The sequence below is a fragment of the Marinobacter shunpengi genome (assembly GCF_045449715.1).
GTDB lineage: Bacteria > Pseudomonadota > Gammaproteobacteria > Pseudomonadales > Oleiphilaceae > Marinobacter.
The window spans coordinates 45,371-58,057 of record NZ_JBJJLA010000011.1 but is presented as its reverse complement, the minus strand read 5'-3'; the positions used below and the strand labels follow the sequence as shown (position 1 = coordinate 58,057).

At 62.1% G+C, this 12,687-nt stretch carries 19 protein-coding genes; 9 read left to right on the top strand and 10 right to left on the bottom strand.

The window, feature by feature from the left end; genetic code table 11:
• Positions 1 to 90: 90 nt before the first annotated feature.
• The gene (locus ACJO3T_RS05775) at positions 91 to 567 is read left to right on the top strand and encodes a winged helix-turn-helix transcriptional regulator (protein WP_406961911.1); all 477 of its coding nucleotides are present in this window, start codon (positions 91 to 93) and stop codon (positions 565 to 567) included.
• Between the two features lie 65 nt (positions 568 to 632).
• Here ACJO3T_RS05775 and arfB read toward each other — a convergent pair whose 3' ends face one another.
• A complete protein-coding gene (arfB, locus tag ACJO3T_RS05770; RefSeq protein WP_406962371.1) occupies positions 633 to 1,043 on the bottom strand; it encodes an alternative ribosome rescue aminoacyl-tRNA hydrolase ArfB in 411 nt (136 codons plus the stop codon).
• A 73-nt stretch (positions 1,044 to 1,116) separates the two neighbouring features.
• Complete coding sequence (locus ACJO3T_RS05765; protein ID WP_406978035.1) at positions 1,117 to 1,986, bottom strand: LysR family transcriptional regulator ArgP; 870 nt, start codon at positions 1,984 to 1,986, stop codon at positions 1,117 to 1,119.
• 100 nt (positions 1,987 to 2,086) lie between these two features.
• On the opposite strand from ACJO3T_RS05765, the gene ACJO3T_RS05760 reads away from it, so the two are divergent.
• Positions 2,087 to 2,695, top strand: coding sequence for a LysE/ArgO family amino acid transporter (locus ACJO3T_RS05760; protein ID WP_406978034.1), 609 nt, complete (start codon positions 2,087 to 2,089; stop codon positions 2,693 to 2,695).
• A gap of 8 nt (positions 2,696 to 2,703) precedes the next feature.
• Here ACJO3T_RS05760 and ACJO3T_RS05755 read toward each other — a convergent pair whose 3' ends face one another.
• Positions 2,704 to 3,084 carry a ribbon-helix-helix domain-containing protein gene (locus ACJO3T_RS05755; RefSeq protein WP_406961916.1) on the bottom strand — a complete coding sequence of 127 codons (381 nt, stop codon included), beginning with the start codon at positions 3,082 to 3,084 and terminating at the stop codon, positions 2,704 to 2,706.
• Between the two features lie 56 nt (positions 3,085 to 3,140).
• Entirely contained in the window at positions 3,141 to 3,710 is a 570-nt protein-coding gene (locus ACJO3T_RS05750; RefSeq protein WP_406961918.1) for a DJ-1/PfpI family protein, read from the bottom strand.
• A 166-nt stretch (positions 3,711 to 3,876) separates the two neighbouring features.
• On the opposite strand from ACJO3T_RS05750, the gene ACJO3T_RS05745 reads away from it, so the two are divergent.
• Positions 3,877 to 4,464, top strand: a complete 588-nt coding sequence (locus ACJO3T_RS05745) for a CPBP family intramembrane glutamic endopeptidase (RefSeq protein ID WP_406978033.1) — start codon at positions 3,877 to 3,879, stop codon at positions 4,462 to 4,464.
• A gap of 9 nt (positions 4,465 to 4,473) precedes the next feature.
• Here ACJO3T_RS05745 and ACJO3T_RS05740 read toward each other — a convergent pair whose 3' ends face one another.
• From ACJO3T_RS05740 to ACJO3T_RS05715, 6 genes are all read right to left on the bottom strand, one after another.
• Positions 4,474 to 4,980: a C40 family peptidase gene (locus tag ACJO3T_RS05740; RefSeq protein WP_406961922.1), complete on the bottom strand. Its 507-nt coding sequence runs from the start codon at positions 4,978 to 4,980 to the stop codon at positions 4,474 to 4,476.
• A gap of 105 nt (positions 4,981 to 5,085) precedes the next feature.
• Positions 5,086 to 5,712 (bottom strand): hypothetical protein, encoded by a 627-nt coding sequence (locus ACJO3T_RS05735; RefSeq protein ID WP_406961923.1) that lies wholly within the window; start codon positions 5,710 to 5,712, stop codon positions 5,086 to 5,088.
• A 16-nt stretch (positions 5,713 to 5,728) separates the two neighbouring features.
• The gene (locus ACJO3T_RS05730) at positions 5,729 to 6,130 is read right to left on the bottom strand and encodes a DUF2721 domain-containing protein (protein WP_406961924.1); all 402 of its coding nucleotides are present in this window, start codon (positions 6,128 to 6,130) and stop codon (positions 5,729 to 5,731) included.
• Between the two features lie 104 nt (positions 6,131 to 6,234).
• Entirely contained in the window at positions 6,235 to 7,626 is a 1,392-nt protein-coding gene (gene pntB / locus ACJO3T_RS05725; protein ID WP_406978032.1) for a Re/Si-specific NAD(P)(+) transhydrogenase subunit beta, read from the bottom strand.
• 10 nt (positions 7,627 to 7,636) lie between these two features.
• Positions 7,637 to 9,211 carry a Re/Si-specific NAD(P)(+) transhydrogenase subunit alpha gene (locus tag ACJO3T_RS05720; RefSeq protein WP_406978031.1) on the bottom strand — a complete coding sequence of 525 codons (1,575 nt, stop codon included), beginning with the start codon at positions 9,209 to 9,211 and terminating at the stop codon, positions 7,637 to 7,639.
• 75 nt (positions 9,212 to 9,286) lie between these two features.
• On the bottom strand, positions 9,287 to 9,862 hold the full coding sequence (locus ACJO3T_RS05715; RefSeq protein ID WP_406961930.1) for an NnrU family protein: 576 nt from the start codon (positions 9,860 to 9,862) through the stop codon (positions 9,287 to 9,289).
• A 165-nt stretch (positions 9,863 to 10,027) separates the two neighbouring features.
• On the opposite strand from ACJO3T_RS05715, the gene ACJO3T_RS05710 reads away from it, so the two are divergent.
• From ACJO3T_RS05710 to ACJO3T_RS05685, 6 genes are all read left to right on the top strand, one after another.
• A complete protein-coding gene (locus ACJO3T_RS05710) occupies positions 10,028 to 10,348 on the top strand; it encodes a putative signal transducing protein (protein WP_406978030.1) in 321 nt (106 codons plus the stop codon).
• Positions 10,348 to 10,557: a hypothetical protein gene (locus tag ACJO3T_RS05705; protein WP_406978029.1), complete on the top strand. Its 210-nt coding sequence runs from the start codon at positions 10,348 to 10,350 to the stop codon at positions 10,555 to 10,557. Before ACJO3T_RS05710 ends, ACJO3T_RS05705 begins: the two co-directional genes overlap by 1 nt.
• Positions 10,558 to 10,564: 7 nt before the next feature.
• Positions 10,565 to 11,224, top strand: coding sequence for a DUF2238 domain-containing protein (locus tag ACJO3T_RS05700; protein ID WP_406961935.1), 660 nt, complete (start codon positions 10,565 to 10,567; stop codon positions 11,222 to 11,224).
• A 70-nt stretch (positions 11,225 to 11,294) separates the two neighbouring features.
• Positions 11,295 to 11,684 carry a DUF2784 domain-containing protein gene (locus tag ACJO3T_RS05695; RefSeq protein WP_406978028.1) on the top strand — a complete coding sequence of 130 codons (390 nt, stop codon included), beginning with the start codon at positions 11,295 to 11,297 and terminating at the stop codon, positions 11,682 to 11,684.
• Positions 11,685 to 11,696: 12 nt separating this feature from the next.
• Positions 11,697 to 12,260, top strand: coding sequence for an RNA 2',3'-cyclic phosphodiesterase (gene thpR, locus ACJO3T_RS05690; RefSeq protein WP_406961937.1), 564 nt, complete (start codon positions 11,697 to 11,699; stop codon positions 12,258 to 12,260).
• Between the two features lie 35 nt (positions 12,261 to 12,295).
• The gene (locus ACJO3T_RS05685) at positions 12,296 to 12,670 is read left to right on the top strand and encodes a thiol-disulfide oxidoreductase DCC family protein (RefSeq protein WP_406961939.1); all 375 of its coding nucleotides are present in this window, start codon (positions 12,296 to 12,298) and stop codon (positions 12,668 to 12,670) included.
• Positions 12,671 to 12,687 lie beyond the last annotated feature (17 nt).

The following is a 12,687-nucleotide window of genomic DNA, read 5'->3' as shown; positions in this document are numbered from 1 at the left end:
ATGGGTTCTTTTTTGGAACTAACTGATAGTCGGTTCCAAAAAAGAACCTGTCAAGTTATTCTGGTATCACATCCATTTCCGGGGCCATCCATGCGCTGGCAAGAGCTTGACCAACAACCCTGTTCCCTGGCCCGTACCCTGTCTGTGGTGGGGGACCGCTGGACGCTGATGGTCCTGCGGGACTGTTTCCTGGGCGTTCGCCGGTTTGACGACTTTGAAAAGCGGCTGGGTATTACCCGGCACGTGCTTACCGACCGTCTGAAGAAGCTGGTGGAACAGGATGTGCTCCGCAAGGTGCCGTATCAGCAGCGACCGCTGCGGGAGGAATACCGGCTGACGGAGAAGGGGCTTGAACTGCATCCCGTGATCCTGGCCCTGGTGAGCTGGGGTGACCGGCATATGGCAGACGACCAGGGAGCGCCCCTGCAGCATATCCACAAGGCGTGTGGCCAGGTGATGAAACCGGTGACGGTCTGTTCGGAATGCGGGGAGCTGGTCACGGCCCGGGATATCCGCGTCCAGGTGGGGCCCGGTTGGCGGGAGGAGAGCGGGGAAGTACTTCCCTGACCGGACTGCTGGCTAGGGCGGAGCCGCCCGGTACTCACCGATAACCGGTATTCATGGGGCAATGATTACATGACTTTGCCGCGCAGGGCTTTGGTTTTGCCTTTCTGGGTTTTTTTGTCCACCCGTTTGCGCTGGGATGACCGGGTAGGTCGGGTGGGGCGGCGCCTTTTCTGCACTTTTACCGCATCCAGAATCAGCGCCTTCAGCCGGTCCAGCGCATCCTGACGGTTCAGTTCAAAGGTACGGAAAGACTGGGCCTTGATGATGACCACGCCGTCTTTGGTGATGCGATGGTCCGACAGGGCCAGCAGCCGTTCCTTGTAGAAGGGCGGCAGGGTGGACCGGTTGATATCGAAGCGCAGGTGAACGGCGCTGGCCACCTTGTTGACGTTCTGGCCACCGGCACCCTGGGCCCGGATCTGGGTCAGCTCGACCTCCCAGTCGGCCAGTTCCACTGCATTGGACAGGCGTATCAGTGTCGGCATAAGTCAGACGGACTCCACAGAATGAACGGCGCAGTGTAACAAATCTGTCTGTCCGTCTCCGGGTTCAGGGTTTCCAGGCGGCCAGTAATACCTCGGTGAGGCGGTCCATGAGGCTGCCTCCATGGCGCCAGAAGTGCCAGTACAGGGGCACGTCCAGGTGTTGCCCGGGCACGATGCTGGACAGTACGCCCGTGTCCAGTTCCCGCCGGGCCTGGCTTTCCGGCAGCATGCCGTAGCCCATGCTGCTGGTGGCCAGTTTGAGGAAACCTTCCGACGACGGGCACAGGTGGTAGGGAAACCGGCCGTGGTAGCCGCACTGGGCCAGGAACCGGTGCTGGAGCTGGTCGTTGGGGCCGAACACGATCACCGGGGCGCAGCGGAACGCCTCCATGGTGGGGCCGTCCGGGAAGTACCGGGCCTGGTAGGCCGGTGTTGCCAGGGGCAGGTAGGTCATGGTGCCCAGGGACACGCAGCGGGCCCCGGCCACCGGTTGCGGGCTGCTGCACAGGCAGGCGGCGACGTCCCCTTCACGCATCCGTTGCAGGCCAATGTCCTGATCCTCGATCACCAGGTCCAGCAGCAAGCCTTCCTGCTGGCAGAACTCGCTGAGGGCATCTGCCCACCAGGTGGCGAGGCTGTCGGCGTTCAGGGCAATCCGCAGGCGGCTGGTGGACTCCGCCAGGGTAGGGATGCTCTGGGCCAGGTCCCGTTCCAGCAGTTTCACCTGTTGTACATGGTTCAGTAGCCGCTGGCCGGCCGGCGTGGCATGGGGCATCGGCGAGCGGATCAGCACCGGCTGCCCGACCCGCACCTCCAGCGAACGCAGCCGCTGGGATACAGCAGACTGGCTGATGCCGAGGGCGTCGCCGGCCCGTTCAAACCCACCATGCTCGATCACCGCCGACAGGGCTTCCAGTAGTTTGTAGTCGATCATAAGTAAAACTGATGTAGCAGTAGCAATATGAATTTCCAGTATATCGGGAAATGGCTATGCTTGCCTCACTTAGGGGAAAACATCGGAACAAGAGGCGGACATGTTGGACAGTTACCTGACCGGATTACTGGTGTGTGGCGGGATTATCGTGGCGATCGGCGCGCAGAATGCCTATGTGCTGAGCCAGGCGATCCGACGGGAACACCACTGGTGGTCCGCCGGCCTGTGCATGCTGGCGGACGTGGTGCTGTTCAGCGCCGGTATGCTGGGGGTGAGTGCTGCCCTGATGGCGGTGCCGGAGGCGCTGGAAGTCCTGCGCTGGCTGGGCGTGGTGTTCCTGGGGTGGCTGGCGGTCCAGGCCCTGGTGCGGGCCAGCCGTGGCCGTGACCGGTTGCGGGTGGGCGAGGTGAAAAGCCGGAGTCTCAAGGGGGTGCTGTTTAGCACGCTCGCGGTGACCCTGCTTAACCCCCAGGTCTATCTCGACACCCTGCTGCTGATCCCGTCCATTGGCGCCCAGCAGGAAAGTACGGCTACCTTTGTGGCGGGTGCCAGCAGTGCGTCCATCCTCTGGTTCGGGGCCCTGGCCTGGGGCGGGGCAGCGCTGGCGCCGGTGCTGTCGAAGCCCCTGGCCTGGCGCATTATCGACGGGGTGATCGGGCTGATGATGGCGGGCATCGCCCTTCATCTGGCGGTCAGCGGTCTGAGCTGACCAGCCTGTCAGTGCGTGGCGTTACCTCCGCTGGCATTCACCACGGGCGGCTTCGGTTCCTGTTCCAGGATCTTCTCTGCGTCCAGTGACGCGATGGATACCCGCTGATCCCTGGGCACGTCGCCACTCAGTTGCAGGGCCAGGTAGCGCATGGCGCAGACCCGCAGGAAGGACGTGAAGTTGCCCAGGTCATGGCCCGCGTCGATGGATTCATGGTACAGCCGGGTGACCAGTTGGGGCACGTTCATGCCGTCCCGGTCCGCCAGTTCCGCCAGCACGTGCCAGAAGGTGTTTTCCATGCGGATGCTGGTGACCATGCCATCAATGCGCAGGGAATGGGTCTTGCTGACCCAGAGATCCGGGTCGGCGTTGATGAAGAGCTTGCACATCACGGGATCTCCTCCGCCTGGGTTCCCGGGCCGGACAAAGCCGGCCCGGGTAGCCGTCAGCGGTCCAGCAGTTTGAAGAACTGGGCCAGCCAGGCCGGATGGGCCGGCCATGCCGGTGCTGTTACCAGATTAGCATCGGTGACCGCCTGGTCCACTTCAATGTTGGCGAAGGAGCCACCGGCCAGTTCCACCTCGGGCTGACAGGCGGGGTAGGCGGAACACTTGCGGCCTTTCAATACACCCGCTGCCGCCAGGATCTGGGCACCGTGGCAGATGGCCGCCACCGGTTTCTCGGTCTCGAAGAAGTGCTTCACCATCTGCTGTACCCGGTCGTTCAGGCGCAGGTATTCCGGTGCACGTCCGCCGGGGATCACCAGGGCGTCGTAGCTGGCCGGGTCCACCGAATCAAAGTCGGCGGTCAGGGCGAAGCGATGGCCGGGCTTCTCGGTGTAGGTCTGGTCCCCCTCGAAATCGTGGATGGCAGTGGCGACAGTCTCGCCGGCCTTTTTGTCCGGGCATACGGCGTCCACGGTGTGGCCGACGGCCATCAGGGCCTGGAAGGGCACCATGGTTTCATAGTCCTCGGTGAAATCACCGGTGATCATCAGAATCTTTTTACCGCTCATGGCCTTCTCCTTGTCGTTGTCTCGGCACAGTTGCCATTGATAACGCTATCAGGGTTGTCCCGGCTGCGGGTATTAGCGGATTACTACATGGGATTGGCGCTTGCCTTTGGTTCTCGGCCACGTAAAGTGAGCGCGGTATTGGTGACGAATCACGGGGCAGGCTGGCATGGCGACACGTCGAAAACGGGGACTTTCACCGCTGGCGGGTTTGATGTTCCAGGCGGGCATCGTGCTGGTCGGGCTGATACCCCTGATGGTGTTTGATATACCGGTGGCGACGGAAGGTTTGAGTACCACCGGCTATCTGCTCCTGGGTACCCTGGCCGGGTTACTGACCTACGGCGCACTGTTGCTGCTGTCGCTGATGGATGTGCTGTCCTCCGACACCATGAAGAAGCATATCCGGGACCTGCATCGGTTCGTCCGTTCCCAGCGCTGGCCGGTGCTGGTCGGGCTGGCGGTGCTGGCCGGCATTGGCGAGGAACTGCTGTTCCGGGGCGTGATCCAGGGCTGGGTGGGGCAGCACCTGGGCACGGTGGCGGGCATCCTGGTCGGGGCCATGGCATTCGGCCTGGCCCACGCCATGTCGCGGGCCTACTTCCTGGTAGCCACGGCCCTGGGGGCGCTGTTTGGTGTTGCCTATGCCCTCACCGACAGTCTGCAACTGGTGATGGTCTGGCACGCGGTGTACGACTTGGTGGTGATTGCAGTGCTGCGCTGGTACCCGCAACTGTTCGGTCTCGGAACCTCCTGAAACGCGCCCTCAATCGAAACGCCGGGCCTGGGTCATGCGGCCCCGCCAGTAGTAACCGTTCAGGGACGACTGGGTAACGCCCACGGAGGTGGAGGCATGGATGAAATCGTCACCGCCCATAAAGATACCGGCGTGGCTTTCCTTGCCCCGGATATTGAAGAACACCACATCACCGGGCCTCAGCTGGTCCGGTGGCACATAATCTCCCTGGTCCAGCAACTGGGAGGTCGTGCGGGGCAGTTCCATACCGAACGCCTCCTGGTAGGCCCTGCCGATAAAGCCCGAACAGTCGAAGCCACGGGCATTGGTGCCGCCATACCGGTAAGGCGTACCCTCATACCGGGCGAACACGTCCTCCAGGGCGGCGATGCGATCGTTGTCGGCCTCTGTGGTGGGCTGGTACACCGGTGTGTAGTCCTGGTCACCCCGTTGGCTGACGTCGGGCCCGGACGCACAGCCCGTCAGTAACAGGGCGATCACCAGCAAAAGGGGGCCGGGCTGGTGTAAAAAACGCATGGGTCGCTTCCTCGATAGTGTTCCAGACGAAACTCTACAACCCGGTTGCGATTCTGTCAGGCGCTGGCTGGCAGATTTGCGCAGTATTTACAGATAAGAGCCGTTTCAGAACCGGAACGCCAGGCCCGCACTGGCTTCAACCTGCCCATAGCCGCTACTGTCGAAGCGCACGGCACAGCCACCATCGCAGAATACCGCCCCTCCGCTGTCGAGCACGGTGTAGACGCCGCGCAGGTCGAACCGGGCCAGCAGGCTCTCCGTCAACGCCAGCTTGTAGCCGCCGCCGATGGCAATGGACGCCCGGTGGTGGTCATCCAGCCCGGAGGGCTTCGGATCCAGCCGGGTAACGCCCACTACCCCGGATACAAACCCCCCGGTGTTCTTGTGACCGGGAAAGTACAGGCCACCGAACTGGAGCTGATAGATGGTTACATCCACCGAATAGCGATCCTCGGTGAGGAATTGGTTCGAGGTGGAGGCGGTGGTTTCCTGCCGGCTGAAGTACAGCTCCGCCTGCTTGCCCGGTTCCTTCAGGTCGAAGTTCATGACCACGCCGAAGCTCTCGGAATCCTTGAACTCCAGGGTGTCCTCTTCGTCGGTATCCCGGTCGTTAACGTCAAATTCGCCGCCCATGCGGAAGCCCGCGAAGGGGGCGATTTCCACTTCGGCCTGGGCAGTGGCGGCTGCCGTAACCAGGGTGATGGCGAGAAGGCAACGGGCAAAGGCTGACATGGCTTGGGCGTCCTGTTCAGGGAGAAGCCCGGTGGCGGGCCTCGAAGTTTTCCAGTTCCACATTAATCGCATTGGTGGAAATAATAATCTCATAAAGGGAGTACAGCAGCGATACCGACAGCAGTACAAGGCTCAGGCCGAAGGTGATGGCACCGGCCATCTGGGCCCCCAGGAACAGCATGAACATGGACACGGTGCACACGAAGAAACTGAGCACCCCGAATGCCTGCATGCGCTTGGTCAGCGTGATACGTTTGCGCAGCATGCCGATCTGGCGGGCGATCAGGGCGTGGTCCTCCTCCGAATCCATCTGCTTGAGCTGACGGATGAGCTGTGCCAGCACCAGGAAACGGTTGGTGTAGGCCAGCAGCAACAGGGAAATGGCCGGAAACAGCAGGGCGGGTGTGGTCAGGGTCAACGACGGCAATCCTTCTGGTGTAAGAGAACGGGACACCAGGCAGTATAGCGGACCTGGTCGCACCAGGTCCGCTCACCACTCTTTGTCTTACCGGACTCTTTGTCTTACCGGATGGCACCAAGCAGTTTGTCCACGGACTCCTTGGCATCACCGAACAGCATGTAGCTGTTGTCCCGGAAGAACAGGGGATTCTCGACACCGGAATAGCCAGTGGCCATGCCCCGTTTCAGGATCACCACCTGCCGGGACTTCCAGACCTCCAGCACCGGCATGCCGGCGATGGGGCTGGTCGGATCCTCGGCGGCGGCCGGGTTGACGGTGTCGTTGGCGCCGATGACTAACACCACGTCGGTTTCCGGGAAATCGTCGTTGATCTCGTCCATTTCCAGCACGATGTCGTAGGGCACGTGGGCCTCGGCCAGCAGCACGTTCATGTGCCCGGGCAGGCGGCCCGCCACGGGGTGGATGCCGAAGCGCACGTTGACACCCCGGTCCCGCAGCGTTTTGGTAATTTCGCTGATGCCGTTCTGGGCCTGGGCCACGGCCATGCCGTAACCGGGAACGATGATCACCGAGTCGGCGTTACGCAGTTCCTCCGCCAGTTCATCGACGGCGATCTCCTGCACCGTCTGGTCGGTATCGCCACTTGAGGAACTGGAGGAGGTCTGTCCAAAGCCACCCAGGATCACGCTGATGAATGACCGGTTCATGGCACGGCACATGATGTAGCTGAGGATGGCACCGCTGCTGCCCACCAGCGCGCCGGTGACGATCAGCAGGTCATTGCCCAGCATGAAACCAATGGCCGCGGCCGCCCAGCCGGAGTAGCTGTTGAGCATGGACACCACCACCGGCATGTCGGCCCCGCCGATGGCCATGATCAGGTGAACGCCCAGGACCGCCGCAATCAGGGTCATCACGATCAGGAAGATGATACCCATGGCCATGCTGCCAGTGCCCAGGAAGGCGGCGCCCAGCAGCACGCAAAGGATCACCGCGGCCAGGTTCATCCAGTGGCGGCCGGGCAGGGTCAGGGCCTTGCTGTCGATACGCCCGTCCAGTTTGCCACAGGCCACCAGCGAGCCGGTAAAGGTCACGGCACCGATGAAGATGCCCAGGAATACCTCCACCAGCTTGATAGTATGTTCAACACCCACCATCACCACCAGCGGGTCGATGTAACTGGAAAAACCCACCAGCACCGCCGCCAGGCCCACGAAGCTGTGCAGCAGGGCCACCAGTTGCGGCATCTGGGTCATTTCCACCTTGTTGGCGATGGGCAGACCAATGGCAGCACCCAGCAGCATGGCAATGATAATGGCGGTGAGACTGCCGGGATCAAAACCGGCAACGGTGGCGGCAATGGCGATGAGAATGCCGGCCACCCCGTACCAGTTGCCCCGGCGGGCGGATTCCTGGTGCGCGAGTCCGCCCAGGCTGAGGATAAACAGTACGCTGGCCACCACGTAGGCGACGCTGATCAGTCCTGCACTCATGGTTGGCCTCCTACCTGTGGAACATCTTGAGCATGCGATGGGTGACGCGGAATCCGCCGGACACGTTGATCATGGCAATGAACACCGCGATAAACGACAGGATACCCACGGCAGCGTGTTCGGCTTCGGCCAGGTGAAGCAGGGCACCGATCACGATAATGCCACTGATGGCATTGGTCACACTCATCAGTGGGGTATGCAGCGATGGCGTCACGTTCCAGATCACCTGCCAGCCGATAAAGCAGGCCAGCACGAACACCGTGAAGTGGCTCAGGAAGCTCTCTGGCGCATAGGCACCCACCCCGTAAAGGGCGAGCGCGGTTACTGCCAGCAGCGCAATCTTGCCCGCGGCCTTCCGAGCCGGTGAGGGCGCCGGCGCCGCTGGCTTTGCCGGCGAGGGCTCTTCCGTGCCCGGTGGTGGCGCCGTGGTGGCCGGTTTCTCCGGTTCGGGGGGCGGCCAGGTAATGTCATTATCCCTGACCACGGTCAGGCCACGGATCACCGCGTCTTCCATGTTGACCACCGGCTGGCCGTCCTTCTCCGGGGTCAGCTCGGTCATCATGTGCACCAGGTTGGTGGCGTAGAGATCACTGGCCACCTTGGCCATACGGCTGGGCAGGTCGGTATAGCCGATCAGCCGCACGCCATGCTTCTCCACGATACTGCCGGGCTCGGTCAGTTCGCAGTTACCGCCGCGTTCCGAGGCCAGGTCCACGATCACGCTACCGGGCTTCATGGTCTTCACCATGTCAGCGGTGATCAGTTTGGGCGCGGGTTTGCCGGGAATCAGGGCGGTGGTGATAATGATATCCACCTCCCTGGCCTGCTCGGCGAACAGGGCCATTTCCGCCTTGATGAACTCGTCGCTCATCTGCTTGGCGTAGCCGCCCCCGCCGCTGCCTTCCTCGTCGCCAAAGTCCAGCTCCAGGAATTCGGCGCCCATGCTTTCCACCTGCTCCTTCACTTCCAGGCGGGTGTCGAAGGCCCGTACCACTGCCCCCATGCTGTTGGCGGTACCGATGGCCGCCAGCCCGGCCACCCCGGCACCAATCACCATCACCTTGGCCGGTGGCACCTTGCCAGCCGCAGTGACCTGTCCGGTGAAGAAGCGGCCAAACTGGCTGGCGGCCTCGATAACGGCCCGGTAGCCGGCGATATTGGCCATGGCGCTGAGGGCGTCCATTTTCTGGGCGCGGCTGATCCGGGGCAGGGCGTCGATGGCAAAGGTGGTGACCTTGCGGTCCGCCAGTTTCTTGAGTAGTTCCGGATTCTGGGCCGGCCAGATGTAACTCCCCAGGAGGGCGCCCTCGCGAATCATGTCCGCTTCGTGCTTGCGGATGTCCGGATGCTCCGTGGGCGCCCGTACCTTGAGGATAATGTCCGATTCCCGCCAGAGGCTGGTGGTGTCCCCGGCAATGGCGGCACCGGCCTCCCTGTAGACATCGTCGTGATAATCGGCGGCGTCACCGGCGCCGGATTCTATCACCACGTCATAACCAAGCTTGATCAGCTTCTCCACGCTGGCGGGGGTGGCGGCCACCCGCCGCTCGTCTGGATAGATTTCCTTCGGGATACCAATTTTCATTGTTGTTGACTCCTGCCATTGGTCTTCAGAATCATCGTACTCGTAGACGACACTAGTACCTCCCCCAGATTCTCATTACATCACCACCGGGGGCACGCCTGTCAGCCACTGGTGGATCCACATAACGAACAGCACGTAGATGATTAGTCCGCCAATCACGGCGATGGCGTCGTTTGCCGGTTTGGTGGGCAGGGCCGGCACCGGGTGCCCGCTCCGGCGTTTCAGGGAGATCCGGTCGATCACCGCCCAGGCCAGGAAACTGCCGAACAGTACAACGTCGTGAAGCATGCCATTGGCCAGCAGGTGAGCCACCGCCCAGAGCTTGACCGCGATGAGCGTCGGGTGCTTGACGGTACGGCTGATCCGACCGGGAAAGTAGGTCGATACCAGCAACGGGAATACCGGCACCAGTAACAGCAGGGCCACATGGCGTAGCCAGGCCGGTGGTGCATAGAGCAGGGTAGGCTCCATCCGGGCCAGGCCGTAGCCCCAGACAATCAGAATCAGGCCGACGGCGGACAGTGCCGAGTAGAGCCCCTTGAAGGGGCCTTCCCCCAGTCTTTCCAGAAGCCGGTGTCGGAAAGGTTCGTTGATGATCGAGAGCGAGTGAACGCCCAGGAAGATAATCAGTCCAAGGATAAGTACCAGCATAGACTCGGTTTTCCATTTGTCGTTTGTGCGCAGTCTAGTTTGTTCCGGTGACATCTGCGTAACCGATTCGGCGCACGGGTGGATAACTGGCTATAGTTAACGTGTCCCTGCCGGTTTGCCACAGGACCGGGCGGGAGCTTCCGCAGCTGCATCGGGAGTCATACTATGCAGATAGCCTACAATGCCCGGGACCTCACCGAGGCCCATATCATCGCCGGTCTGCTGGGCGCCCACGGCATCGACAGTCATGTGGGCGGGCACTACCTGCAGGGTGGTCTCGGGGAAATCGGTGCCGCCGGTTTTACCAATGTGCAGGTGGATGACGACGACTACCTGGAAGCCCGTCGCCTGATTGCGGAGTATGAAGGGGCGGCCACTACCGACGGTCGCCGTATTCCGTCGGCGGATGACGCCGGCGAGTTCTATGCCCGCTGGTTCCTGTTGCTCATGCTGGCAGTGGCCGTGGGCTTCGTACTGGTGCTCTGATGTCGGTTTCTCCCCCGTTGGCGCTGGCCGGCCTGCTGGCGCTGGTGATGTTGTCCGGCTGTGCCACCGGCCAGCCCGGCGAGGATGGCCGTTACCCGGGTGACGCCCGCGAGTGTGATAGCCTGCCCCTGTATGAACGGCAGGAATGCCGGGAGCGGCACCCGCCGCTGCATGAGCCCTACGATCTCACACGACCGGAACTGTCATGAGGAGCCGATGCGTATACGGGTAACCCATCAGCGCATTACCTTTGTGCTGCAATGCGTGCTGTTTGTCGAGGTGCTGGTGGCGCTGTGGGCCCACCGCTGGTCCACGGGCTTCTTTACCTCGCTGATCATCCTGGTCACCTTCCTGCCGGTGCTGTTGGAACGACGTTTCAGGATTCACATTCCACCGGAAATGCAGTTGCTGGCCATTGCCTTTGTGTTCGCCTCCCTGTTCCTGGGGGAGGTTTGGGACTATTACAACCGTTTCTGGTGGTGGGACATTGTGTTGCACACCTCCTCTGGTTTCCTGCTGGGTATACTGGGGTTCCTGCTGGTGCATGTGCTGAACGAGGTGGAGCGGGTCCAGTTGCACATGAAACCGGGATTTGTTGCCTTCTTCGCGTTCCTCTTTGCCCTGGGGGTCGGGGCGTTGTGGGAGATCTTCGAGTTCACCATGGACCAGGTCTTGGGTACGACCATGCAGAAACCGATGCTGGGGGATCCGTCGGGGCTCACCGATACCATGTGGGACCTGATCGTCGATGCCCTGGGGGCACTGGTCATCAGCGTGTTGGGCTGGCGATACCTGAAAAATCCGCAGAAGGCGTCCTTCCTGGAGCGATGGATTGGTGAGTTTGTCGAACGTAATCCACGGTTCTTCCGGAAATAGGCCATAGGGATATTCAGAGTCTCCCTGGGAGGTACCCCATGACCACCGCTAACCCCGGAGCAGTTCGGCGATGATCTGGCAATGGCTGGCGGACGCGGTGCTGGCCCTCCACGTGGGGGTGGTGCTGTTCGTGGTCCTGGGGCTGGTACTGGTGTTCCTGGGCAACGGCCTGGGGTGGCGCTGGGTCAATCACCTGTGGTTCCGGCTGGCGCACCTGGTGGCGATCGGAGTGGTGGTGCTCCAGACGTGGCTCGGGGTGATCTGCCCGCTCACCACCCTGGAAATGTGGTTGCGACGCCAGGCCGGCCAGGTTGGCTACGATGGGAGTTTTATCGAACACTGGCTGCAGCAGTTTCTTTACTACGATGCACCGGCCTGGGTGTTTATTGTGCTTTATACAGGGTTTGGTCTGCTGGTGGTGGCAAGCTGGTGGTGGTTCCCACCGCGGCGTCGATCCTGAGGAGTTTCCCCGATGCCCAGACTCTTCCTGGGGCTGGAATTGCCCGAGCCGGTCAAGGACCGGATGCTGGACTGGAAAGCCGATATTTCCGGCGCCCGCTGGCAGCGCCGGGATCAGCTCCACCTGACCCTTTGTTTCCTGGGTCAGCTGGCCCCTGACCGGGTGCCGGTGGTCTTCCGGGCCATGGCGGACCTGGACAGTGACGCCTTCGAGCTGCAGCCGGTGTCGGTAGGTTGTTTCGGCCCCTCACCGCGACCCCGGACCCTGTGGGCTGGGGTCGATCCGGAGGAACCGGTGAAGGCGCTACACCAGGAGGTCACCGGCAGGATCCGCGATGCCGGGCTGCCGGTGGAGGTTCGCCCGTTCACGCCCCACATCACCCTGGCCCGGTTTGGCCGGCGGGCGGGAGGGCCCGTGGACGCCTTCCTCCTGGACTATCGCGAGGCCGCAGCGCCGGGGTTCCTGGTGGATCGGGTCAGCCTGTTCCTGAGCCAGACCGGGGACGGTGGCTCACACTATCAGGTACTGGCGTATTTTCCCCTGCGGCAGGCCCACACAACGGGCCCGGGGTGTTAGGGTAAAGAGACACGTCACCGGATGGAGGAGACACCATGGTCGATTCCAGTGACAGACTTCGCGTGTACTACGACGGTTCCTGTCCCAGTTGCATCCGGGACCGGGAACAGTACGAGAAGCTGGCCGGGGATGCCGGCAACAACGTTGAATGGGTGGATATCACTGGTCGTGACGAGGCGTTACGGTCCGTCGGTATCGAGCCACAGGCGGCCCTCAAGGAACTGCACGTGGAGGATGGCCAGGGGCACATCCATCGGGAGATGGATGCGTATATCCTGCTGATGTCCCGGGTCAGGTTGTTGAAGCCACTGGCCTGGGTGATGGGCCTGCCGGTGATCCGGCCATTGCTGGCACGGATCTACCACTGGATGGTCAACCGGCGGCTGGAGCGCACCGGGCGGATGCCTTAACCCCTTAACCGTGACCT

Coding starts and splice junctions, on each gene's coding strand:
- ACJO3T_RS05775 (WP_406961911.1), top strand. CDS start 91: ATGCGCTGGCAAGAGCTTGACCAACAACCCTGTTCCCTGGCCCGTACC.
- ACJO3T_RS05765 (WP_406978035.1), bottom strand. CDS start 1,986: ATGATCGACTACAAACTACTGGAAGCCCTGTCGGCGGTGATCGAGCAT.
- ACJO3T_RS05760 (WP_406978034.1), top strand. CDS start 2,087: ATGTTGGACAGTTACCTGACCGGATTACTGGTGTGTGGCGGGATTATC.
- ACJO3T_RS05755 (WP_406961916.1), bottom strand. CDS start 3,084: ATGTGCAAGCTCTTCATCAACGCCGACCCGGATCTCTGGGTCAGCAAG.
- ACJO3T_RS05750 (WP_406961918.1), bottom strand. CDS start 3,710: ATGAGCGGTAAAAAGATTCTGATGATCACCGGTGATTTCACCGAGGAC.
- ACJO3T_RS05745 (WP_406978033.1), top strand. CDS start 3,877: ATGGCGACACGTCGAAAACGGGGACTTTCACCGCTGGCGGGTTTGATG.
- ACJO3T_RS05740 (WP_406961922.1), bottom strand. CDS start 4,980: ATGCGTTTTTTACACCAGCCCGGCCCCCTTTTGCTGGTGATCGCCCTG.
- ACJO3T_RS05735 (WP_406961923.1), bottom strand. CDS start 5,712: ATGTCAGCCTTTGCCCGTTGCCTTCTCGCCATCACCCTGGTTACGGCA.
- pntB (WP_406978032.1), bottom strand. CDS start 7,626: ATGAGTGCAGGACTGATCAGCGTCGCCTACGTGGTGGCCAGCGTACTG.
- ACJO3T_RS05720 (WP_406978031.1), bottom strand. CDS start 9,211: ATGAAAATTGGTATCCCGAAGGAAATCTATCCAGACGAGCGGCGGGTG.
- ACJO3T_RS05715 (WP_406961930.1), bottom strand. CDS start 9,862: ATGCTGGTACTTATCCTTGGACTGATTATCTTCCTGGGCGTTCACTCG.
- ACJO3T_RS05710 (WP_406978030.1), top strand. CDS start 10,028: ATGCAGATAGCCTACAATGCCCGGGACCTCACCGAGGCCCATATCATC.
- ACJO3T_RS05705 (WP_406978029.1), top strand. CDS start 10,348: ATGTCGGTTTCTCCCCCGTTGGCGCTGGCCGGCCTGCTGGCGCTGGTG.
- ACJO3T_RS05700 (WP_406961935.1), top strand. CDS start 10,565: ATGCGTATACGGGTAACCCATCAGCGCATTACCTTTGTGCTGCAATGC.
- ACJO3T_RS05695 (WP_406978028.1), top strand. CDS start 11,295: ATGATCTGGCAATGGCTGGCGGACGCGGTGCTGGCCCTCCACGTGGGG.
- thpR (WP_406961937.1), top strand. CDS start 11,697: ATGCCCAGACTCTTCCTGGGGCTGGAATTGCCCGAGCCGGTCAAGGAC.
- ACJO3T_RS05685 (WP_406961939.1), top strand. CDS start 12,296: ATGGTCGATTCCAGTGACAGACTTCGCGTGTACTACGACGGTTCCTGT.